This is a genomic window from Halomicrobium sp. HArcel3 (assembly GCF_058933135.1).
The window spans coordinates 56,134-76,514 of record NZ_JBZYDN010000001.1 but is presented as its reverse complement, the minus strand read 5'-3'; the positions used below and the strand labels follow the sequence as shown (position 1 = coordinate 76,514).

Here is a 20,381-nt window from a genome sequence, read left to right as displayed (position 1 = left end):
TAGCGGATCCGCTCGAGCCCGTACAGTCGTAGGAGACCGACTCCGGAGAGTCTGACCGGAGAACGCCCAGACTGTTCGCAGGATAGCGATTGCAACCGTATCCAGTCTGCTGTGAAACTGGTCGAGGGATGGGCAGTCTCCGGGGTGGCCCCGCTCTCGCCGTCAGGGTCCCTGGCGAGGGCGGAGTGACGACACTCGTCGACAACTGAAGAGCGCTCGCGCGCCGTGGTTCGGAGAGTCACCGAGGTAATGTATCGTGTCCCGCGGGAGCGGTACCGGCATCCTATCTATACAATTCCGTATATGTATCTGGAACTGGTACGTTTCGCCGTTCTCGACCGCGTGAGTGCCCCGACGCTGAAACGCAATCGGTGACTGGCCGACGACGTCACACCGACTACCAGTGTTCGAGACGGGGCGGGCCGCCTCGACGTCGACGGTTGGCGTGCGGACCGACGTCCGACACACCAGTGAGAAAACACAACAGTTTTTCGCGTTCTCCTCGATTTTCGGGTAGATGGTCGGTTCCGACAGGGTCAGACTGGTCTTCGCCGTCGTCTCCGTTGTCTTCGCGGCGACGCTCCTGGTGAGTTACGCGGCGCCCCAGGTCACCGGCGACGAGCTCCGCGACGAATCGAGCCTCGAACGCGCCTTCGAAACCGGGGACCGCGACCCGATCGTCGAACCCCGCGAGAACATCACCGTCATCGCGACGGACTCGACGGCGTTCGTCACCGACGAGGGGTCCGGTCCCCGCGAGCGCGCGGAACTGGTCGCCCTCGCCCCCGACGGGAGTATCTACTACCACAACAACTCACACACGCGTTACTGGGACGTCGACCCCGTCGCTGGAACCGACGCGACCGTGGAGTACGTCTACGCCGACCACCTCGACGCCGACGAGTGCGACGCAGAGACGGTCTGTACGCGCAACGGCGTCGAGCGCGTCAACCTCACCACCGGCGACGTGACCGACGTCTACAGCCGGATCACGCCCGGAAAGCACTCGACCCGGTGGCACGACGTCGACCGGATCGACGAGCACCGACTCCTCGTCGCCGACATCGACCGCGACCGCGCCTACGTCGTCAACACGACGAGCCAGCTCGTCGAGTGGGAGTGGGACGCCCAGGCCGACTTCGACACCGACAGCGGCGGCCCCTACCCCGAGGACTGGACGCACCTGAACGACGTCGAACTCGTCGAAATCGACGGCCGCGACGTCGTCATGATCAGCCTGCGCAACCAGGACCAGGTCGTCTTCGTCGACGTGGAACGGGGGCTCATGGACGAGTGGACCCTCGGGAGCGAGGACGACTACGACACGGTATACGAACAGCACAACCCCGACTTCGTCCCCGCCGAGCGGGGCGGGCCAGCCGTCATCGTCGCCGACTCGGAGAACGGCCGCGTCGTGGAGTACCAGCGCGAAGACGGTGACTGGGAGCAGTCCTGGACCTGGGAGGACAGTCGCCTCCAGTGGCCCCGCGACGCCGACCGCTTGCCGAACGGCAACACGCTCGTCACCGACTCGAACGGGAACCGAGTGATCGAGGTCGCCCCCAACGGGAGCGTCGTCTGGAGCGTCGATATTGGCTTCCCCTACGAAGCCGAGCGGCTGGGGACCGGCGACGAGAGTGCGGGCGGCGAGAGCGCCGCCAGTCTGGACCTGACGAGCCGCGAGCCGTCCGCCGACTCCGGGACCGAGCAGGCGTCCCAGTCGGTCGTCGACCTGTTGCCGAAGCCGGTCGTCAACGGAATCATCTACCTGCTGCCGTCCTGGGTCGGTCCCCTCCAGATCGTGGCCGCGGTGGGTCTGCTCGTGGCCGTCCCGCTCTGGGCGCGCCACGAGTGGCGCCGGGCCGACCTGCAGGTCGACCTCCAGTCACCACTCGACGTCCGCCGCCGATGAGCTACCGCCTGTTCACCCGCTCGGCCGACCGGTTCCATCGACTGCAGGTCCCCCTCGACCGGCGGGACCGCCCCTGGCTCGGCGGCGCGCTGCTCGTGGGCCTGGTCGTCGCGGGCCTCTACCTCGCGCTCAACCAGTACCCCGCCTACGGGGCGGGACTGTACACGCTCACGGCCGACGAGATACGCGCGGCGGGCTACGGACTGCCGGAGACGATACCCCACTACACTACCGAGGGCGTCCCCTTCGCCTACCCGCCGCTGGCGTTCTACGCGCTCGCCGTCCTGCGGGACCTGGGGGCCGGCGCGTTCGCAGCGGCACGGTTCGTCCCGCCGCTGGTCGTCGTCCTCGCCCTCGTCCCCGCCTACCTGCTGGGCAGGGACCTGCTCGACGGCCGTCCCCGGGGGGCGGCCGCGGCGGTCCTCGTCACGGTGAACCCGCAGGTCCTGGAGTGGCACGTCAGCGCTGGCGGACTCGTCCGCGCGCCGGCGTTCCTGCTCGCGCTCTCGGGTGCGTACGCCGCCCTCCGGATCTTCCGCGACCGCGACCGGGAGTGGGTGGCAGTCGGACTCCCGCTGTTCGCGCTCGTCCTGCTGACCCATCCGACGTACGCGCTGTTCGTCGTCGTGACCTACCTCGTGTTCTGGGCGGGCTACGACCGCTCCGTGCCCGGCCTCCTGGACGGCGCCGTCGTCGGCGTCGGCGGCCTCGTCCTCACCGCCCCGTGGTGGCTGACCGTCGCCTCGCGGTTCGGGTTCGACGTGTTCACGTCCGCCGCGGGGACCCACGGCGGCGTCGGCGGCGGCCTGTTCGCGGCGCTGTCGGGCGTCTCGACGTGGTCCCTCCTCGTCCTCGCCGCTGGCGCCGTCGCCGTCCTCGGCGGCTGGCGAGTGATCGGAGTCTGGCTCCTCGCCGCCGAGTTCCTGTTCAAACAGCCCCGCTTCGCCTACACCGTGGGCGCGTTCGCGTTCGTCGGCGCGGCGGTCGTCCTCGTCGACAGGGGTAGCTCGTGGTCGCCGACAGTCAGGGAGCACCGACGGGAACTGGCGATGGTCGCGCTCGTCGTCGTCGCGACGGCCGGTGTCGGTGCCGTCGGCTACGAGTTCGACGAGCGGACGGGCGACACGACGCCGGCGTTCGTCGACGACGCGGACGTCGCTGCGATGGAGTGGGCCGGCACCGAGACGTCGCCGGATGCCACGTTCGTCGTGCTCGGCGACGCGGCAGAGTGGTTCCCGGTGGTGGCCGACCGGACCATCCTCCTCGGCCCGTGGGGGATGGAGTGGCGCGAGCCGGCCACCTACGAGCGCCACCTCGGCACGTACGTGAACGCGTCGACGTGCCAGTCGGCCGGCTGCGTGGAACGGTGGACCGCCAGCGTCGAACAGGAGCCGGACTACCTCTACGTCCCGAAGGGCCACTACACCGTCCGCGGCTTCGACCAGGCGAACTTCGGCACGCTCGACCGGTCGCTCGCCCATCGCGAGCGGTACGAGCCGGTGTTCGAGAACGAGGGCGTCGTCGTCTTCCGGGTCCGCGACGTCGGCGACGGTGGCGGTGGTGTGGGTGGCAGTAGTGCTACCGGGAACGGCGACGGCTAGATGGAGTGGACTCGCGAGGCGACGGCGACGGCCCCCGTGGCCAGGACGAGTCCGGCGACCACGTCGGTCGCCCAGTGGATGCCGAGGTACATCGTCGCGAGCGCGACGAGCACGGCGAGAACCGATGCCACCGGCAACCAGCGCGGATAGATATCGCGCGTCCGGACGGCCAGCAACGCGACGGTCGCAGACAGCGAGGTGTGCAGCGAGGGGAAGACGTTCGTGTTCGTGTTGATCTCGCTCGTAAGCAGCTGGAACCGCGGCAACGCGTCGTACAGCAACGACTGGACCATGTCGGGCATGTAGTTCCGGGGGCCGTAGGCGATAAAGAGTACGTAACAGACCAGGCCGACGCCGTAGTTGACGACGTAGGCCGTCGCAGTCGCGCGGAGGTATCGCTGGTCCTCCAGAGCCAGATACGCCACCAGCGGGAAGGTGACGAGGAAGGCGTACCCGTAGACGTAGACGTAGCCAAGCACCGTGGTGACGGCGGGCGTCCCGAGCGACTGGAACCAGGCGACGAACTCGCCCTCGACGGCGTAGATGGCCGCCGTGACGTTGACGCCGACGAGCCAGGACAGCTCCAGGCCGACGTCACGGACGACGGCGTTGATCGCGAGGACCACCGCGAGCGCGACGATCGGTCCGAGGGCGCCGCGAACGCGGCCGCGCAGCGTCCACCGGAGCCGCCGGAGTCGCTCCGGACCGACGACGGCTGCGGCGGTCGTCACCAGCAACAGGCTCACTGCGGTCACCACCTCCACGACGACGGCCAGCAGCCCCATCTCAGACCCCCAGCAGTCGGCCCTGCTCGTCGTACTGGTAGCCGGCCTCACGGAACGCCGCCCGGGCCTGGGCGTCGTCGACTTCCCCCGCGGCCCCGATGAACGGAGTGATCGGGTCTCGGCCGCGCCAGGTCAGGTCGTCGGTGACCCAGTCGGTGCGTGCCAGTGGCGAGATGGCGGGGGCGGCGAACGTCGAGAAGACGGACTGCACCAGGTGGCGTCTGTCGACGAGCTGTGCGATGAGCTGTCGAAAGCGGGGGTTCGCGTACGGCGCCCGGCGGGTGTTGAACCCCAGGAAGTAAAACGACTGCGAGCGGTCGACGAGCAGGTCCAGCTCGTCGGCCTGCCCGATGCGTCGCAGGACGCCGGGACCGAGCCCGGCGAGCGTCAGGTCCGCGTCCCCGGAGTCGACCAGGTCGACGGCGGAGGAGTCCGACCCGACGTGTTTCATCACGAGTTCCTCGAAGGCGGCGCCGTCGGCCACCGCGTCGGGTAACGCCGGCGTGTCCGCCGTCTCGAGGAAGTGGTCCGCGAACCGCTTCAGGACGAGCCGGTCGTTGCGCGTCGCGCTGACGAACGCGAGTGGCCCGCTCCCGACCGGCGGGACGTTGGCGGTGACGAGCGCCTCTGTCGTCCCGCCACCCAGGTCGAGGCCGCCGACCCTGGGCTCGCCAGTCCGCTCCGTCCACACGTGGCGGGGGAGGATCGGCACAGTCAGCGCGCGTTCCGCGACCGAGTCCGTCTCCTCGCCGAACGTGAGTCTGACCGTTCGCCGGTCGGGCGCGGTGACCGATTCGGCCAGCGTCGACCGGCCGCGAAAGCGCATGGTCGGCGCCGCCTGGTTTCGCTCGCCGCTTGCGGTGTCGCGGAGGAATCTGTACGAGAAGACGACGTCGTCGGCGGTCAGCGCCTCGCCGTCGTGGAAGGAGAGGTCGGGCCTGAGCGTCGCTTCGAGGACGCCGTCTTCGACCCACGTCGTCGACTCGGCGAGCCAGGGGTAGCGCTCGCCCCGGTAGCGCCGGACCAGCGGGTCGTAGATCAGGTCGGTGACGGTCCCGACCCGGCCGACCGAGGCCAGCAGCGGGTTGAGGGTACTGGTGACGCGCTCGTCGGTCGTCGTCACGCGGAGCGCGTCGGCGCCGTCGTCGGCGCGGTGCAACTGGAGCATGCCCAGCGCCTCGTCGCTCTTGGTCGTCCCGAATCGCGAGTACCGGTCGTCCCGGGCGGCGCGGATGACGTCCGGGAAGGCCAGCACCGTGAAGGGGTTCTCGCGGGCGACGGTCGACTGGAGGTCGGCGACCGCCTGGCGCCGTTCGTCACCGTCGGTGGTTCGCTGGCGCGCCAGCAGGTCGTCGACCGAGAGGTTAGCGTAGCCGAAGGGGTTCTGCCAGCCCGGCTCCGTGGCGAACTGGGAGTGCAACAGCGAGTACAGCGAGTCGGCGTCGAGAGTCGAGTCCGGATAGCGGCCGACGAACAGGTCGTACTCGTGGTTGACCAGCACCTGCCGGAGCAGTTCCTCGCTCGCCATCGGGAGGACGTTGGCGTTGATCCCCGCGGCGCGAAGCCACTCGGATAGCTGGCGAGCGATCAACAGGGCGTAGGGGTCGTCGTCCGCGGGGACGGTCTTGATCGTCACGGTCACCGGGTCCGGGCGCTCGCGGCCCATCACCGTGCGCAGACGGCTGACGCAACCGCTCGTGGCGGCCATACTGCCAGCGACACCTGCCAGTACGGCTCGCCGGGTCGCTGTCGTGGAGGGGCGGTCGACCGGCGGAGTCATCGACCTGAATATTTACGTCGATGCCATAACAGTCCTCCGTTGTCGAACGAGTGTCAGATGACGTCCAGTGCGGCCGCCAGTACCGCGGCCGACCAGAGACAGAATCCCGCGGTGAGCAACGTGCGCGACCGGCCCGGTTCTCGCGTCCCGCCAGCGATAGCGCCGAGGCCGACAGCCAGCGCCAGGCGGTGCCAGGCGTACCGCGCCATCACCGTCGCCGTGACGTCCATGGCCACGGCGTCCAGCGTGATGCCGGCGAGGAACCCCATCACCGCGAGGGCGACGGCCCGCTCGGTCGGAACGTCCTCGCTCAGCCGGTAGACGCCGACGGGGAGCCCGGCGACGAGGACGACGTACAGCGGTGCAGCGATCAGTTTCGGCGGGAGCCACGGGAGCGCCTGTTCCAGCCCGATTCCGGCGCCCCGGACGACGAGAGGGACGGCCAGCGCGAAGCCGAACAGCGCGACCGAGCGGCGTCGGGTCGGCGTCGCCAGTCCGGCTTCGTCGGCCACCGCGGTGACTCGCCGGCGGACCGCGGGCACCGAGACCGCGAGCAGCACCGAGGCGACGTGGACCACGGAGATCCCGTCGGACATCGGACCCCGTTCGGTCGCGTAGGCCCGCTCGACGTCCGAGACGAGGGGCTGGTCGGCGAAGTCCTCCTCCAGTTGCCGGCTAGTGCCCCAGACGTCGGTGACGCCGTGGCGCATGCGGAACCAGTCCCAGTACTCGCTGTGTGCCTGGATGGCGCTCCACTCGCTGTCGCCCCCGGGCGCGTACACTCTGACGTGCGAGCGAGTCCCGAGGTAGGTGCCGGCGTGCAACTGGTAGCGCTGGGGGAGCCACCGGCCCCGTCCGTCGCGCTCGACGTAGGTGTAGCGCATCGCGCCGTGGGCCGAGTGCCAGTCGAACCCGACCCGTTCCTCGGTCAGTTCGATGCTGAAGTTCGCCGTCTCCTCGGACTCGTTGAGTTCGGTCCAGGTCGCGTTCGAGCGCCGTTCGAGCCGATAGCGAACGACCTCGGGGTCGTCGTAGACGATGAGGTTGATGGCCAGCGTCCGCGAAGCGAAGTCCGCGTGCCGGCTGGTGTAGGGCCAGAGGCGGTCGTCGCCCGTCTCCATGTCGACGAGGCGGACGTCGTTCGGTCCGGGCCCGACCCGCGGGTCGCTGTTCAGTTCCGCGGCGACGACGACTGCCGTCGTAACGAGGACGACCAGCACGGCGACGGCGAGAGCCCGGCGGTACCGCATCTACCGGACCGTGGGCGCGGACGTGGAAATATCTTGCACTCCCCCGGGCCGACGGCGAACGCGGGCGCCGGGTGCCGGTCCGAACGATCGCTCGCCCGCTCGTCGTTTCCGGGGTAGCGGGCCGATTCGACCCCCAGGACACAGGCGCCCCGACCACGAAAATCCGGGGACGGCGGACGTACGAACCGCTAAGTATCTCGACTCCCTAGCGCGACCCATGTCACCACCTGGACGGGAGATCGAGTACTCCGAGTCCGACGTCATCCAGGTCTTCAAGGACCGCTCCGACTACGCCGAACCGCTGACGGCGTCGGAGGTCGCCGAGTTGCTGGGCTGTTCGCGCCGGACCGCGCTCAACAAACTCCACGACCTGCAGGAGAGCACCGACGTCACGAGCAAGAAGGTAGGCGGGCGCAGTCGCGTCTGGTGGATCCCGGTCCGGATGGACTGACGGATTCTATTCGGATCGGTAGGTGGAATTGTTCGTCTATCGGGACTGCGCTCTCGGTCAGTACAGGCTAAAGAGCGACCGAACGAGACCAGAATTTCGATTACGATTTAGGTTTGACACCAATATTAATTTATAGGTGAAATGTACCGATCATATGGCTGCTAATGATTCAGTCTGGCTTGACATCCTCGCTGCTCTTAGAGGGATCGCATTACTACTCTTTGCCCTCCAATTGACTGTAATTGGTGTCTTCGCAGGTGATGGTTCATTCTTTTTACTCCTCGCGGGATTTTTTATTGGTGTGATTGCAACTCTGTCGATATACTGATCTGGAAGCGCCCTCTATCGTGTAATCCTCAGTGCTCAGTTTGCATCCCTAACCGACAGTCGGTTCGTCGACGGACAGCCCGAAACCGGCCCCCTCAGATCTCGACTCGCGACCGGAACTCCGGCACCCCAACGGCGTCCGGGTCGAACCGGAACAGCGCACCCGCGCCGTCGCCCTCCTCGTCCCTCGAATTCTCCGTCAGCGCCGTCGTCACGTAGGCCTCGGAGAGGTCCGGACCGGCGAACGTCACCGAGGACACCTTCCGCGCCGGGAACTCGATGCGGGCGACTTCGGCGCCCGTCGGGTCGTGGCGGACGAGACAGCCCCCGTCCCAGCGGGCGGACCAGAGGTACCCCTCGGCGTCGACGGCCATCCCGTCAGGAATCGCCTCGCCCTCGTCCACCTCGACGACCGTCTCGGGATTCGAGATGGCGCCCGTCGCCTGGTCGTAGTCGTAGCGGTCGATGCGTCCGTTGCCGGAGTCGGTGAAGTAGAACCGTCGCCGGTCGAGGGTGAACCCCATCCCGTTGGGGAGGCCGACCTCGTCGAGCACCGTCGTCACCGATCCGTCGGTGTCCAGGCGGTAGAGTCGCCCGGGCCGGTCGTCGGTCGGCATCGTCCCGCAGAACACCCGGCCGCGCGGGTCCGCGACGACGTCGTTGAACCGGGAGTCGGCCTCGCCGTCGATGCCCTCGACGACGGTGGTCGTCCCCGCTCCCTCGACCCAGCGCTCGATGCGGCCGCCGTCCTCGAACAGCAAGAGCGAGCCGTCGTCCTGGATGGTGAACCCGCCGACGACGTCCCGTTCGAAGCACTGTTCGTGCTCGTCGGTATCGGGGTCGTACCGGAACAGGTCGCCGTTCGGGATGTCGACCCAGTAGAGCCGTCCCTCGTCGGGGTGCCACAGCGGTCCTTCGCCGGTGTGTGAGTGGTAGTCCGCGACGCGCTCGTACCGTGTCATGGACGGACACACGACCGAGTGGCCCTTAAGTCCACCAGAACGGCCGCGGGCGGGAGTTCCGGCCACCACGGCTGGCGGCCCGACCCCGACGCTTATTCCGGCCTCGCCCGTCTGGTCAGCATGGTCAGATTCGGCTACTTCGCCTCGCTGGAGGAGTTCTCGCCGGCCGCCTGCCTCGACCAGGTCGAACTCGCCGAGGCCGCGGGCTTCGACAGCGTCTGGGTGAACGACCACTTCCACCCCTGGTTCGACCACCTCGCAGACGGCTCTTCGGCCCACGGCGGCAACTGCTGGACGTGGCTCCCCGCCGCGCTGGACCGGACGGAGGACATCGACGTCGGGACCGGCGTGACGGCGGTCATCAACCGCTACCACCCCGCCAACGTCGCCCACCGGCTGGCCACGCTGGCGGAACTGTACCCCGACCGGGTCTTCCTCGGCATCGGCACCGGCGAGTCGCTCAACGAGGTGCCGCTGGGTAACCCGCTGCCCGACTACGGCGAGCGCGCCCGCCGCACCGCCGAGGCCATCCGGATGATCCGCCGGCTGTTCGCGGAGGAGTTCGTCGACCACGAGGGGCAGTTCTGGACCCTCGACGGCGCGAACCTCTACACCGGCCCGGACGAGGCCCCACCGATTCACGTCGCCGCGAGCGGGCCCACCTCCGCACGGATGGCCGGCGACCTCGGCGACGGGCTGGTCACGGTGTACGAGCCGCCCGAGCGCGTCCGCGAGGAGCTGTTCCCCGCGGCGGAAGCGGGCGTCGAGAAATCGGCGCGCAACGAATCACTCGACGACGTCCACCGGACCGTCCACGTCCACTGCGCCTACGACGAGGACGAGCAGGCCGCCCTGGAGGAGATCCGTCCCTGGGGACTCACGCTGCTCGACGACGTCTGGTCGTCGGATTCGGCGGACCCCCGCGAACTCCAGGCGATGGGCGCGGACGTCTCCGACGAACGACTGCGGGAGGCGTTCGTCGTCACGTCCGACCCGCAGGACCTGGTCGACGTCACGCAGACCTACGTGGACGTCGGCTTCGACGAGGTCGTCTTCCAGAGCTCCAGTCCCGACCAGGCCGCCTTCTGCGACGTGATGGCCGAGGACGTGCTACCAGCGTTCGAGTGAGCGGGCTACGGATTCCGTCGTTCGAGTGAGCGGGTTGCGATTCGAGTCCGGGCGCGTCAGGCCATCCGGTACCGGACGCGCACGCTGGCCGAGACGGTTACGTCGCCGGGTTCGACGCCGGTCGACGCGCCGCCGGCCGTCTCCGTGGCCGTGGCAGCGGCGTCGTAGGCGAACTCCCGGTGGAACGGGGTCACTTGCCCCTGGGACGCGTCGACGACCGTGGTCTCGGCGATGGACGTGCCGACCTCGTCGGCGATGGCCTCGGCCTCCGAGCGGGCCCCCTGGATGGCCTTCCGGAGGGCCTCCTCGCGCAACTCGGTCCGGCGCTCCTCGGAGAGCGTGAACGTCACCCGTCCGACCCGGTCCGCGCCCCCGTCGACTGCGGCGTCGATGACCGCGCCGACCTCGTCGATGGCCTCGACCTCGACGGAGAACGAGTGGTTTCCCTGGTAGTAGACGTACTCGTCGGCCTTCTCGGAGTCGGGTCGGACGCCTTCTTCCTCCATCCGGCGGCGGTCGACGCGGTCGCTGATGTAGAAGTTGCTCGTCGTCACGGCGTCCTCGTCGAGCCCGAAATCGAGCAGCGCCGTCCGCAGTTCCTCGGCACGGGTCGCGAGTTCGTTTCGCACGGCCCCGGCCGACTCGCCGCTGGCTTCCACGCCCACGTCGAGGAGCGCGAGGTCTGGTTCGCCCTGGACCTGGCCGGCGTTGCTGACGACGATGCTCCGGTTACTCCGTTCCTCGACGGTTGGCGACGACTGCTGTGCAGCGGCGCTCCCGTCGCCCTCGCCGATGCCGAGACAGCCGGACAGCGCGGTCGCAGCGATACCTCCGGACGCGACGATCAGTTCTCGTCGGTTCATACCCGGTCGTTCACCGGGACGGTCAGTTAAGGTTCCCTACGCTCAAAATCCGGTTTGAACGTTCAGGCATCAGAACGTGTAGCTCGCGATTTCGCCCGACCCGCAGTCGGGACACCGCGCGGTATCGGTGTCGACGGTCGTCCCGCACTGTCTGCATTCGCCGTACTCGGTGGCACTGGTCCGCCGGTCCAGTGCTCGCTGCAGGCGTTCGATCATATCCCCGGCTTCGACCCAGACGAGTATATACGCCAGCCAACCGGAGCGGAAGTGAAACGCGACGCCGGTCGCCAGTCGTGGGGAAGGCGTCTCTCGCCCCGACGTAGCACCGCTACCACGGAATCTGCGGGCTCGCTACGCGGTCGGTTTCCAGCCGAAAACGGGGTGGTGGCGTCTGACGGGCGTCAGACGCCGGCTGGCCGGACGTCAACGAACGACCGGCGCTACGAGAATCAGTGGTAGAACTTACTCCAGCGAGTCGAGCAGCCCGCGCATGTAGCCGATGGCCCACAGCCGACCCTTGGTGTGGTAGCCGGGGTTCGAGTTGTCCTCGCCGGCCATCGTCGGGACGTGGTCGGGCCGCATCGGGACGTCGTCGTCGACGGCGCTGACGTAGGCTTCCATCGCGGCGTGCATGTCGGTCGGTCCGTCGTCGTGCCACGTCTCGACGAAGCGGTCTGCGTCGCCGTCGACGTCGCGGAAGTGGACGAAGTTGATCTTCTCGCCGAAGTGGCGGATAGCTTCGGGGATGTCCGCGCCCATCGCAGCGAAGTTGCCCTGGCAGAAGGTGACGCCGTTGTACTCGCTGTCGTAGACGTCGAGGATGCGGTCGTAGTTCTCGACGCTGGTGACGACGCGGGGGACGCCGCGCAGTTCCTCGCGCGGCGGGTCGTCGGGGTGGAGGCCGAGTTTGACGCCCGCGTCCTCGGCGACGGGGACGACCTCCTCGAGGAAGTACGCCAGCGCCTCGAAGATGTCCTCGTGGCTCTTTGCCGCAGCCTCGACGGCGGGCCCGCCCTGCATCTTGGCGTCGTCGTACCCCGTCGCGAGGGAGCCGCCCCGGAGCTCGTTGTGGGCCTCGGTGCGCGCCCAGCGGACGCCGGCCATCCAGTCGTAGCAGACGACCGGGATGCCCAGGTCACCGCAGTGCCGGAGGAACTGCTTGAACACCTCGATGTCCTCGTCGCGGCCATCGAGTCCGAGGCGGATCCGGTCCGAGATGGGGACGCTCCCCTCCAGGACGGAGAAACGCAGGTCGGCACCCTCCAGGTAGTTTTGCAGCCCGCGGAGTTCGTCGTACGTCCACTGGGTCTTGTCGTCGCCGATCTCCAGGGGGTGGATGACGGCGTCGGTGACGCCCATCTGTTTGGCGAGTTCCCATCGCTCGTCGGGATACGGCGGCAGAACGAGTGCAGGTCGTACCATGCGAACTCGTGGGTACAGACGGGCAAATAGGCTTTCGCTGTGCGGTGGCGGCCACTGGTGCTGTGACAGCTATCGACGGCTGGATCAGTCGAAGCCCCACTCCTCGGCGCGAGCCTCGGCCTCCCGACGGGCCTGCTCGCGGATCGCCTCGATCTTCTCCTCGTCGTCGAGGAACGCCTCGACGGCGCTGCGGTCCTCCGGCGCCCGGCTCTCTGCGCCATCGTTGTCGCCATCCGACGCGTCGCCGCTACCGGTTCCAGCGTCGACACGGGCGTCCGGGGCGGCGCGGCGCGTGCTCGCGGCCAGGGCGGGGTCGCCGGCCAGTCGCTCGGCGGGCATCCCCGGCGGCACGCGGAACGCCGCGGCGTCGTCGAGCGCGTCGAAGGCGTCGTCCGGGAGTTCGTACAGTTCGACGTGGTAGGGCCCGGGCATGGCCAGGTCGCCCAGCGCCGCCGGGCCGCCCCGCTCGGTGCCGGTGGCGTAGGTCAGGTCCGGGACGCCGTCGCGGAAGGTGACGACGCCGCGCCCCTCGCCTTCGAGCAGGAGCGTCTCCTGCGGTTCGAGGACGGCGTAGCCGGTGAGGTTCCGGTCCAGCGCCTCCGCGAGCGGGTACCGCGGGTCGCTCACGACGCGGGACTTCAGGAGCCGACCGTCGGGGAGGTTCATGGCGGGTCCGGGATGACGGCGCTGCGGAAGCGGTCGGCCACGGCCTCCGAGCCCCCGTCGCGGACGTCGATGGCAGCCGCGGCGTCCTCGAACGCCGCCGCCGCGTCCGAGTCTGGGGCGTGGGCCAGCAGCGGTCTGCCCGCCCGCCGGGCCTCGCGGGCCGCCTCGCTGGCCGGCACCGTCGCCAGCGTCGGCCCGTCGAAGTACCGCTCGGACTTCTCCGCGATCCGACCGATGGCGTCGTCGTCCCGCACCTTGTTGAACACCAGTCCCGCCACGCCGGTGCCGTAGGAACTCGCGTACTCCTGGACCTTGATCCCGTCCGACAGCGACGGAATCGTGGGCTGGAGCACGACGACGACGCGGTCGGCCAGCACGACCGGTAGTATCGCCGACCGACTCGACAGGGCCGCCGCCGAATCGAGCAGGATGACGTCGGTGTCGGCGGCGAGTTCCGCGACCACCTCGCGCAACCGCGCCGGGTCGGCGTCGCGGAAGCCGTCCAGACTCGTACCGCACGGGACGACGGTCATCCCGAACCGCTCGTAACAGGACTCCTCGACGGTCGCATCTCCGGACAGCACGTCGTGCAGCGTCGTCTCCGCCTCCGAGAGCCCGGCGTGAAAGAGCAGGTTCGCCATCCCCGTGTCGGCGTCGACGACGGTCACGTCGTGGGACTCGGCCAGCGCCATCCCGAGCGCGAGCGTACTCGTGGTCTTCCCCGTCCCGCCTTTCCCGCTCGCCACCGCGAACGCCTCGACCATTATCTTACGGTGTCGTCCCGTTCTGATTAAAAGGTGTGGATCGCTGGGAAAGTGGGTCGCCAGGTGTCGACAGAACTACCGCTAACGACCAGAAAGCCCTCGGCGCGCTCTCATGAGTCGGAATCGAGACGCCAACACCCAGAAAGCCCTCGGCGCGCTCCGGTCCCGCGGGCCCCCTGCGCTCCTCACTCCGTTGCGGTGCTTGCGGGCCCGGGGTTCCCGGACCGCACCTCGCCCTTTCAGTCCACCAGGACCGTACAGCACCGCAGCCCTGCCCTTCCCCTGGTCGCGAGGGCCTCGCTTTCGCTCGGCCACTCACTCCCGGCCGGGCGGTTGCGGCGCGGTCAGGATGCGTGATTCGCGGCGGACGCCGCGAATCCGGGGAGGTTTGGTGGCCACAATCGCGAGCGCTTCCGTGGCGCGAGCGATGCTGATCCTGGCGGAATGAAAGGGCGAGGCGGGGTCGACGAAGCACGGGCCCGCAAGCACCGCAGCCGAAGGCGAGGAGCGCAGGGGGTCCGCGCGAGTCGAGCGCGCCGAGGGCTTTCCTCTGTTTGCAGTCGCTCTCGTCGTAACGAGCACTACCCAAGAATCGGCGACAGATCGACGTACTCCGCTATAAGCGAGGCGGCGCGCTCGTAGGGATCAGCCGCCACAGAATCCCCGTCGGGCCGCTCCCGCCCCACGGACTCGAACACGCCCTCGACGAACGCGTCCAGCGCGACCTCGTTCTCGAAGAGACCGTGGAGGTAGGTGCCGAGGACGCGGTCGGTCGCCGCGCCCTCGTCGGCGAACGGCCGTTTCACGTCGCCGACGATCTCCGTCTCGCCGGCGTGGATCTCGTAGCCGGAAACCTCGCCGTCGGCCCCGGCTAGTGGATCGACGCCCGATAGTTCCCGGGTGACCGCCTCCAGCGTCTTCTCGGGGTCGAACCGGGTCGTAATCGGCAACAGACCGACGCCCTCGACGCGACTTTCCCCACCAGTACCCTCGAGCGAAGCATTCGTAATCTCCTCACCCAGCATCTGGTAGCCGCCGCAGAGGCCGACGACGGGGCCGTCGAACGTGCGGAGTTCCTCGTGCATATGCGCGTCCCGGAGCGCCAGCAGGTCGTCGACGGTGTTTTTGGTCCCCGGGATGACGACGGCGTCCGCGTCGGCCAGCGAGCCGTCGAGGGGGACGTATGCCACGCGGACACCGGGTTCCGCGGCGAGGGGCTCCAGGTCGGTGGCGTTGGAGATGCGAGGCAGGCGCGGGACGGCAACGGTGACGCTCCGGGCCGCGGCCACCCCGTCGTCCTCCCCGCGAATCGACCGCTCCTCAACTGCGGGAAGGGCGACGCTGTCCTCCTCGGGTAACCCAGGGTCGTCGTAGGGCAACACGCCGAGCACTGGCACGCCGGTGCGGTCTTCGAACTGCTCGATGCCGGGATCGAGGATAGAGCGGTCGCCGCGGAACTTCGTTATCACGCAGCCCGCCACCTGCTCGCGGCAGTCCTCGGGCATCAGTTCGAGCGTACCCACGAGAGAAGCGAACGCGCCGCCGCGTTCGATGTCGGCGACGAGGAGGATATTGGCATCTGCGAATCGAGCCGTCTCCACGTTCGCCAGGTCTCGGTCGTGGAGGTTGATCTCCGCGATTGAACCAGCGCCCTCGGCGACCACGACGTCGTGCTCGCTGGCGAGACGGGCGTGGGCAGCGCTGGCCGCCGACAGGGCGTCGTCCCAGTGGTCGTCGTAGTAGGTCCCTGCCTCGAAGTGGCCGACGGCCCGGCCGTCGACGATCAGCTGGGACTCCCCGTCCCCGCGGGGCTTGAGCAGGACGGGGTTGTGGTCCGTCGTCGCCGGGATTCGGGCGGCGCGGGCCTGGACGTACTGCGAGACGCCGATTTCGCCCCAGGGATCGTCGTCTGCCGCGGTCCCGGTTCCGTCCGTGGCACCGTCCGAATCGTCCTCGTTGGCGCGCGGCACGACGCGGGCGTTGTTGGACATGTTCTGGGCCTTGAACGGCGCGACCGAGCGCCCCTCGTTCACCAGGTGCCGGCAGAGCCCCGCCGCGACGGTGCTCTTGCCGACGTGGCTCGCCGTGCCGGCGACGAGGACGGTCCGGGTCATCACTCACACCTGTGACGTGTGGGGCCACGTGTCTTTCGCCACTGCTCTCACGCCGAGAGTCAAACACATTCAGTTTATCACACCTTTCTAAACCACATTCAACTGATCGCCCTCGGCGTGATTAAACTGTATCCAATTTACCCACAACAGTTAAACCAAAATAGATTGAACATCGGGCAATGACCAGGCGTCGATGCGTGATCGTCGGGGACGTCGTCGACTCGCGCGCGGTGGAGGACAGGGAGGCGCTCCACGACAGCCTCGAATCGGGCATCGAGCGGGCGAACGACGCCGTCGGCGACCGGCTCGTCGCCCCCTTCACGACGCTGAAAGGCGTCGACGAGGTCGGGGGCGTCCTCACGGATCCCGGCCGGGCCTACCACGCGGTACGGGAACTGACCGACGCGGTCCACCCGACGGGAATCCGGTTCGCCGTCGTCTGGGGGGACGTCGACGTGGGCACCGACGCCGACGACGTCGCCAGGATGGACGGCCCGGCGTTCCACGAGGCCGACGACCTCCTCGGCGAGGTCGAACGGGCCGACCGGTACGTCGGCCTGTCCGTCGACGGGACCGACGAGTGGCTCGTCGACCTGCTGACCAACCAGGTCGACCTCGTCTGTATGTGGAAGGCCGGGTGGACCGCCCGGCAGATGGAGGTCGCGAAGGAGTACCGCGACCTCGGGGAGATGGCGGCGGTGGCAGACCGGCTCGACGTCTCCGTCCAGTCGGTCTCACAGACGCTCGCGAGGGCCGACGCCGTGACGATTATGGGGATGGAGCGGGACCTCCAGACAGCCATGGCCGAACTGTGGGGTGACCTGGCGTGATCGGGGACGGGTATCGGAGTGCACTCCGACGGGGCGCGTCGGTCGGTATCGCGGCGGCGTCGGTGGCCGTCCTGCTGTGGGCGACGCCGGCACCGGCCGTCTTCGCCCGCGACGCGACGGCCATCTTGACGCTCGCCGCGGGCTACGGCCTGCTCGTGGCGACCAGCGGCTACGTCGTCGCCGGGTCGCTCCGCTTCGCGGGCGCCGACGTCGGCGAGGAGGAGGCCGACACCGGCCGCGCGGTCGGGAAAGTCGAGAACGTCCTCATCCTCACGCTGACGCTCCTGGGCGCGTACACGGCGCTGGGGCTGGTCTTCACCGCGAAGTCCATCGTCCGCTACCAGGACATCTCCAGCGGCAACACGACCTACTACCTCACCGGGAGCGTCGCCAACGTCACCTACTCGCTCGTCTACGGCGTCGCGCTGGCCCGCGTGCTCGCCGTGGCGAGCTGAACGGGACCGGTTCGGGTCCGCTGGCCGGACCGCGTGACTCCCGGCCACCTTTCCCGCCGGCGCTCCTGCGACCAGTCGTGACCGACGACGCCGACGACCTGGCGGCGCTCCACGACCACCTCGCCGCGACCGCCGAACTGCCCGTCGAGCGGTCGGCGAGTCGGTGGCTCGGGGAGGCCGAAGCGCTCGCCGCTGACCTGCGCGAGAGCGACCTTTCCGAGGACGTGGTCGCCGACCGTCTCGCGACGATCGAGGAACTACTGAGTGCAGTCGACGAAACGGGCGACGAGCGAGCCGACGAACACGTCGCGGCCGCGCGGGAGCGACTCGCGGACGCACGTTCTCGCTTCGACTAGTACTCGGTCCCCTTCCGGGCGGGGTGGCCGTTCTCCAGCGGGTGTTTCTCCTTGCGGACGTTCGAGACGAGGTCGGCGTGGTCGAGCAGGTACTCGGGGCGCTCGTGCCCGCCGGTGAGGACGAGTTCCAGGTCCTCTGGCTTCGACTCGACCAGGGCCACGACGTCTGCGGGGTCGAGGAGGTCCCGGTTCGCGGCGTAGACGATTTCGTCGATTATCAGCATGTGGACGCCCTCGTCCGGAGCCCCGTCGGGGTCCAGCGGCGACGTCAGGTCCGCATCGGCCGAGCCCTCGACGATCTCCTGGGCGCGGGCGAGCGCCCCCTCGGCGCGGGCCGCGTGCTCGTCGTCGTCGGAGCCGTCCATGAAGCCGTGCCAGCCGAAGTGGCCGGCGTTCTCGTAGGAGAACCCCGGCAGCGCGGCGATGGCGTTGTACTCGCCGCGGACGTTCTCGACGGAGGCGGTGCCGCCCTTCATGAACTGGAGCAGGTGGACGCGGTAGCCGTGGCCGGCCGCGCGCATCCCCATGCCAAGCGAGGCGGTGGTCTTGCCCTTGCCGTCGCCCCACCACACCTGAACGAGGCCGAACTCCTCGGGCGCGCTGGGTTCGATGGCGTGGTCGGTCGGCGATTCGTCGGTAGCGGCGTCGGTCGTGTTGTCGGTCATGATAGGTCGGTGTCGGTCGGTGCCCGGACAACGAGTATCGAGAGGTCCGAGAACACAGTGTCGTCCGGGCCGTCGCCGCCAGCACCTGTTGCCAGGTCGGCCAGCGTCGTCTCGGCTCGCGATTCACTGTCGTGCGTGAGGCGCTCGAAGACGAGCGCGGTCGACTCGCCGGGCGCGCCGCGGTCGAGCAGGAACGCCGCGACGTCCTCGGGCATCCAGTCGTAAGGGCGGGGGATGACGATTAGGTGTCGGTCGCCGGCGTTTGCGGCCAGGCGGTCCAGCGCCCCGGTCACGTCGCCGCGGACGTGGAGCGTCTGGAAGGTGGTGTCCTCCATCGGCGTCCGCGCCCGGCTGGCGGCGACCTGGATGGACGAGATACCAGGAACGACGCGGACGGGCGCGTCGACCGCTCGTTCGACCTTGCCGAGGAACTGGTAGCCCGAGACGTTCGGGTCGCCCATCAACAGGGCGACGCCGCGCTCGCCCTCTGCCACGCGGTCGGCGAAGGCCGAGAGCGTCTCGCCCTCGTCGGCGTAGCCGCAGGTGAGACAGTCGGTGTCGGCGCCGTCGATGGCCCCGCGAGCGAAGTCGACGACCGTCTCGAACCCGACGACGACGTCGGCCGCGGCGAGGAGGGCGCGGGCGCGCCCGGTGAGGAAGGCGGGCGCTCCGGGACCGACGCCGACGGCGTGGACGACCGGCTCCGCGGTCGACTCCGCTTCCCGAGACGCGAACGTCGCCGGATCCGTCGACCCCGAGTCTGCCGCCTCCGGGTCGGTCACGTCACCCCTCCGCAAGCGGCTGGTGCTGGTCGCATGGAGTGAAAACTCAGTTGGGGTAGACAAATATTTATTGGGTGCCGATGGAGTGCCTAGCAGAATGCGATACGCACCACTTTTCGGAGCCCTGTTGCTCGTGCTGGCAGCGACGGCCCCGGCGACTGCGGCGACCGCACCGGCAGCCCCGGCGGCCCCGGCGACCGCGCCGGCGGCGGACGTCGCGGCACAGGAATCGGACTGCACGTTCCCGGTCGAGCTGACCGACCAGTCGGGAACGAACGTGACCGTCGAGGAAGAGCCCTCGCGCGTCGTGACGCTGAACCCCAGCGCGGCCCAGACGATGTGGGAGATCGGCGCCAGGGACAAGGTCGTCGGCGTGACGAAACACGCCATGAACCTGGAGGGCGCCGAGGCGAAGACCAACATCTCGGCGGGCGGCCAGACCATCAGTAACGAGAAGGTCGTCGGCCTGGAGCCGGACCTCGTGCTCGCGCCGAACACCATCGACAACGAGACGGTCCAGTCGCTCCGCGACGCGGGCCTCACCGTCTACCACTTCGGCGAGGCCGGGTCGATCGCGGGCATCCAGGAGAAGACCCGTATCATCGGTGAACTCACCGGCGAGTGCGAGGCCGCCGAGGAGACCGTCGACTGGATGGACGCCGAGCTCGCGACGGTCGACGCGGCCGTCGAGGGCCAGGACCGTCCTGGGATGATCTACACCTTCTTCGGCTGGACCGCCGGCGACGGGACGTTCATCGGAAACGTCATCCAGCGCGCCGGCGCGAGGAACGTCGCCGCCGAGGCCGGCATCGAAGGCTACCAGGAGGTCAACGACGAGGTGCTCGTCGACCAGGACCCCGACTGGATACTGCTGAACAGCGACGACGACCAGGTGCCGAAGACGGCGGCCTACAATGGGACGACCGCCGTCCAGGAGGACCAGGTCGTCGTCGTCAACTACAACCAGCTGAACCGACCCGCGCCACGGGTGATTTACCCGCTCGTCGAGATGACGAAGGCGATGCATCCGGAGGCGTACGCCGAGGCGAACCAGACGGCGTCCGAAACGGCGACGGAGACCGGACAGACAGAAGGTGACACCGGGACCGAGTCTCCGACCGCGACGACCGCGCCCCCGACCGGGTCGCCCGGTACCGACACCGACGACGGCGCCGGCACCGGTGCGAGCGGTCCTGGCTTCACCGCCGTCGGCGCGCTGGTCGCGCTCGTCTCCCTCTCGCTGGTCGCCGCCCGCCGCGAGGCCTGAC

General features: G+C 68.9%; 21 protein-coding genes. 9 read left to right on the top strand and 12 right to left on the bottom strand.

Annotated features, from left to right (window positions below; all coding sequences use genetic code 11):
• Positions 1–517: 517 nt before the first annotated feature.
• Together AC5FRV_RS00365 and AC5FRV_RS00360 are read left to right on the top strand one after the other, a co-directional pair.
• Complete coding sequence (locus AC5FRV_RS00365; protein ID WP_493559151.1) at positions 518–1,912, top strand: aryl-sulfate sulfotransferase; 1,395 nt, start codon at positions 518–520, stop codon at positions 1,910–1,912.
• Positions 1,909–3,513 carry a glycosyltransferase family 39 protein gene (locus tag AC5FRV_RS00360; RefSeq protein ID WP_493559150.1) on the top strand — a complete coding sequence of 535 codons (1,605 nt, stop codon included), beginning with the start codon at positions 1,909–1,911 and terminating at the stop codon, positions 3,511–3,513. Before AC5FRV_RS00365 ends, AC5FRV_RS00360 begins: the two co-directional genes overlap by 4 nt.
• On the opposite strand, the gene AC5FRV_RS00355 is transcribed toward AC5FRV_RS00360, so the two are convergent.
• The 3 genes from AC5FRV_RS00355 to AC5FRV_RS00345 form a co-directional block, all read right to left on the bottom strand.
• Complete coding sequence (locus tag AC5FRV_RS00355) at positions 3,510–4,298, bottom strand: phosphatase PAP2 family protein (RefSeq protein WP_493559149.1); 789 nt, start codon at positions 4,296–4,298, stop codon at positions 3,510–3,512. The two genes, AC5FRV_RS00360 and AC5FRV_RS00355, sit on opposite strands and share 4 nt — an antisense overlap.
• A 1-nt stretch (position 4,299) precedes the next feature.
• Positions 4,300–6,006, bottom strand: a complete 1,707-nt coding sequence (locus AC5FRV_RS00350; protein WP_493559148.1) for an ABC transporter substrate-binding protein — start codon at positions 6,004–6,006, stop codon at positions 4,300–4,302.
• A 125-nt stretch (positions 6,007–6,131) separates the two neighbouring features.
• The gene (locus tag AC5FRV_RS00345; RefSeq protein WP_493559147.1) at positions 6,132–7,328 is read right to left on the bottom strand and encodes a hypothetical protein; all 1,197 of its coding nucleotides are present in this window, start codon (positions 7,326–7,328) and stop codon (positions 6,132–6,134) included.
• Between the two features lie 217 nt (positions 7,329–7,545).
• On the opposite strand from AC5FRV_RS00345, the gene AC5FRV_RS00340 reads away from it, so the two are divergent.
• Together AC5FRV_RS00340 and AC5FRV_RS00335 are read left to right on the top strand one after the other, a co-directional pair.
• The gene (locus tag AC5FRV_RS00340; RefSeq protein ID WP_493559146.1) at positions 7,546–7,779 is read left to right on the top strand and encodes an HTH domain-containing protein; all 234 of its coding nucleotides are present in this window, start codon (positions 7,546–7,548) and stop codon (positions 7,777–7,779) included.
• 154 nt (positions 7,780–7,933) lie between these two features.
• Positions 7,934–8,107 (top strand): hypothetical protein, encoded by a 174-nt coding sequence (locus AC5FRV_RS00335; RefSeq protein WP_493559145.1) that lies wholly within the window; start codon positions 7,934–7,936, stop codon positions 8,105–8,107.
• 94 nt (positions 8,108–8,201) lie between these two features.
• Here the strand turns inward: AC5FRV_RS00335 and AC5FRV_RS00330 are convergent, their stop codons facing one another.
• On the bottom strand, positions 8,202–9,068 hold the full coding sequence (locus AC5FRV_RS00330; protein WP_493559144.1) for an SMP-30/gluconolactonase/LRE family protein: 867 nt from the start codon (positions 9,066–9,068) through the stop codon (positions 8,202–8,204).
• 120 nt (positions 9,069–9,188) lie between these two features.
• Between AC5FRV_RS00330 and AC5FRV_RS00325 the strand changes: the two genes are divergently transcribed.
• Complete coding sequence (locus AC5FRV_RS00325; RefSeq protein WP_493559143.1) at positions 9,189–10,196, top strand: TIGR03557 family F420-dependent LLM class oxidoreductase; 1,008 nt, start codon at positions 9,189–9,191, stop codon at positions 10,194–10,196.
• A 56-nt stretch (positions 10,197–10,252) separates the two neighbouring features.
• Here the strand turns inward: AC5FRV_RS00325 and AC5FRV_RS00320 are convergent, their stop codons facing one another.
• From AC5FRV_RS00320 to AC5FRV_RS00295, 6 genes are all read right to left on the bottom strand, one after another.
• On the bottom strand, positions 10,253–11,059 hold the full coding sequence (locus AC5FRV_RS00320) for an SIMPL domain-containing protein (protein ID WP_493559142.1): 807 nt from the start codon (positions 11,057–11,059) through the stop codon (positions 10,253–10,255).
• Positions 11,060–11,128: 69 nt separating this feature from the next.
• Entirely contained in the window at positions 11,129–11,275 is a 147-nt protein-coding gene (locus tag AC5FRV_RS00315; RefSeq protein ID WP_493559141.1) for a hypothetical protein, read from the bottom strand.
• Positions 11,276–11,521: 246 nt separating this feature from the next.
• Positions 11,522–12,481: a mannonate dehydratase gene (locus tag AC5FRV_RS00310; protein WP_493559140.1), complete on the bottom strand. Its 960-nt coding sequence runs from the start codon at positions 12,479–12,481 to the stop codon at positions 11,522–11,524.
• An 84-nt stretch (positions 12,482–12,565) separates the two neighbouring features.
• Complete coding sequence (locus tag AC5FRV_RS00305) at positions 12,566–13,147, bottom strand: DUF8054 family protein (RefSeq protein ID WP_493559139.1); 582 nt, start codon at positions 13,145–13,147, stop codon at positions 12,566–12,568.
• A complete protein-coding gene (locus AC5FRV_RS00300; RefSeq protein WP_493559138.1) occupies positions 13,144–13,911 on the bottom strand; it encodes a nucleotide-binding protein in 768 nt (255 codons plus the stop codon). The genes AC5FRV_RS00305 and AC5FRV_RS00300 overlap by 4 nt, the downstream gene beginning before the upstream one ends.
• Positions 13,912–14,492: 581 nt before the next feature.
• Entirely contained in the window at positions 14,493–16,025 is a 1,533-nt protein-coding gene (locus tag AC5FRV_RS00295; protein ID WP_493559137.1) for a cobyric acid synthase, read from the bottom strand.
• Positions 16,026–16,204: 179 nt separating this feature from the next.
• On the opposite strand from AC5FRV_RS00295, the gene AC5FRV_RS00290 reads away from it, so the two are divergent.
• The 3 genes from AC5FRV_RS00290 (at position 16,205) to AC5FRV_RS00280 (ending at position 17,666) form a co-directional block, all read left to right on the top strand.
• Positions 16,205–16,855 carry a SatD family protein gene (locus AC5FRV_RS00290; RefSeq protein WP_493559136.1) on the top strand — a complete coding sequence of 217 codons (651 nt, stop codon included), beginning with the start codon at positions 16,205–16,207 and terminating at the stop codon, positions 16,853–16,855.
• Positions 16,852–17,310 (top strand): hypothetical protein, encoded by a 459-nt coding sequence (locus AC5FRV_RS00285; protein ID WP_493559135.1) that lies wholly within the window; start codon positions 16,852–16,854, stop codon positions 17,308–17,310. Before AC5FRV_RS00290 ends, AC5FRV_RS00285 begins: the two co-directional genes overlap by 4 nt.
• Positions 17,311–17,387: 77 nt before the next feature.
• Positions 17,388–17,666, top strand: a complete 279-nt coding sequence (locus AC5FRV_RS00280; protein ID WP_493559134.1) for a DUF8152 family protein — start codon at positions 17,388–17,390, stop codon at positions 17,664–17,666.
• Here AC5FRV_RS00280 and AC5FRV_RS00275 read toward each other — a convergent pair.
• The gene (locus tag AC5FRV_RS00275; protein ID WP_493559133.1) at positions 17,663–18,331 is read right to left on the bottom strand and encodes a cob(I)yrinic acid a,c-diamide adenosyltransferase; all 669 of its coding nucleotides are present in this window, start codon (positions 18,329–18,331) and stop codon (positions 17,663–17,665) included. The two genes, AC5FRV_RS00280 and AC5FRV_RS00275, sit on opposite strands and share 4 nt — an antisense overlap.
• Positions 18,328–19,113 (bottom strand): cobalt-precorrin-7 (C(5))-methyltransferase, encoded by a 786-nt coding sequence (locus AC5FRV_RS00270; RefSeq protein WP_493559132.1) that lies wholly within the window; start codon positions 19,111–19,113, stop codon positions 18,328–18,330. The genes AC5FRV_RS00275 and AC5FRV_RS00270 overlap by 4 nt, the downstream gene beginning before the upstream one ends.
• Before the next feature lie 97 nt (positions 19,114–19,210).
• Here AC5FRV_RS00270 and AC5FRV_RS00265 point away from each other — a divergent pair, with 97 nt between their 5' ends.
• On the top strand, positions 19,211–20,380 hold the full coding sequence (locus AC5FRV_RS00265) for a PGF-CTERM-anchored ABC transporter substrate-binding protein (protein ID WP_493559131.1): 1,170 nt from the start codon (positions 19,211–19,213) through the stop codon (positions 20,378–20,380).
• The last annotated feature ends 1 nt before the right edge of the window (position 20,381 follow it).